We start from the raw sequence: 1,187 nt of genomic DNA, 5'->3' as shown, positions 1-1,187 counted from the left end.
TGTTTTGAGGTGGTGGGGCCCACCGAGTACTACCCTAGCCTCTTGGTCGGCAGGGTCGGATGTGTAGAAGAGACAGGGATGCGGTGAGGCCGGTGAGGCGGGTGCGGTAGCCGCCGAGGAGGCGGTAGCCGCCGTCGGGTCCGCGGTCGGCGTAGACGGGGACGCCGGCGGCGCTGAGGGATTCGACGTCGCGGTAGACGGTGCGGACGGAGACTTCGAGTTCGGCGGCGAGTTCGCGTGCGGTCATGCGTTCTCGGGCCTGCAGGAGCAGCAGGAGGGACAGCAGCCGGCTCGCGCGCATCGTCCCAGTGTGCCGCGTGTGCCGCGTGTGCCGGGGCGGTCAGCCGTGGAGGGCGTACTGCATGGGGCGGAACTTGGTCCGGGCTTCGGCGAGTTCGGCGGCGGGGTCGGAGTCGGCGACGATGCCGCAGCCGGCGAACAGGCGGGCGCGGGTGCCGTCGATCTCGGCGCAGCGCAGCGCGATGCCCCATTCGCCGTCGCCGCGGGCGTCGACCCAGCCGACGGGGCCGGCGTAGCGGCCGCGGTCCATGCCCTCGAGTTCGCGGATGAGGTCGAGGGCGGTGTCGGTGGGGGTGCCGCAGACGGCGGGGGTGGGGTGCAGGGCGGCGACGACGTCCAGGACGGAGCGGTCGGCGGCCAGGTGCCCCCGGATGGGGGAGGCGAGGTGCATGACGTTGGGCAGGGTGAGGAGTTCGGGGGCGGCGGAGACGGTGAGGTCGGCGCACAGGGGGGTGAGGGCGTCGCGGACCATCTCGGCGGCGTAGCGGTGCTCTTCGCGGTCCTTGGCGGAGGCGGCGAGGCGGCCCGCGCGGGCGCAGTCGTCGGCGGGGGTGTCGCCGCGGGCGGTGGTGCCGGCGAGGACGAGGGATTCGACGGTGGCGCCGGTGCGGCGGATGAGGAGTTCGGGGGTGGCGCCGACGAGGCCGGCGCAGGAGAAGGTGTAGCAGCCGGGGAAGCGGGCGGCGAGGCGCTGCAGGAGGACGCGGGCGTCGATGGGGGCGGTGGCGCGGGCGGTGAGGTCGCGGGCGAGGACGACCTTGCCGAGGCGGCCGTCGCGGATGCGTTCGACGGCGGCGGCGACGGCGTTCTTCCAGTCGTCGCTTCTACACACCCGACGCTGCCGCCGCAGGAGATAGAGGCAGACGCGGCGGCACCCCCTCAACACA

Annotated in this window: 1 protein-coding gene and 1 pseudogene; both read right to left on the bottom strand. The window is 74.0% G+C overall.

Going from position 1 to position 1,187, the window contains the following annotated elements:
• Window positions 1–82: 82 nt before the first annotated feature.
• Window positions 83–301: pseudogene (locus HUX53_RS31030) on the bottom strand (helix-turn-helix transcriptional regulator); the annotation flags it as partial.
• 39 nt (window positions 302–340) lie between these two features.
• A partial coding sequence (locus HUX53_RS31025) for an isochorismate synthase MenF (RefSeq protein ID WP_176406769.1) occupies window positions 341–1,187 on the bottom strand: 847 nt, incomplete at its 5' end.

The sequence above is a fragment of the Actinomadura sp. BRA 177 genome (assembly GCF_013372625.1).
In the GTDB taxonomy this organism is placed as follows: Bacteria; Actinomycetota; Actinomycetes; order Streptosporangiales; family Streptosporangiaceae; genus Spirillospora.
The sequence above is the reverse complement of the archived record's forward strand: the minus strand, read 5'-3'. Positions and strand labels throughout refer to the sequence as shown.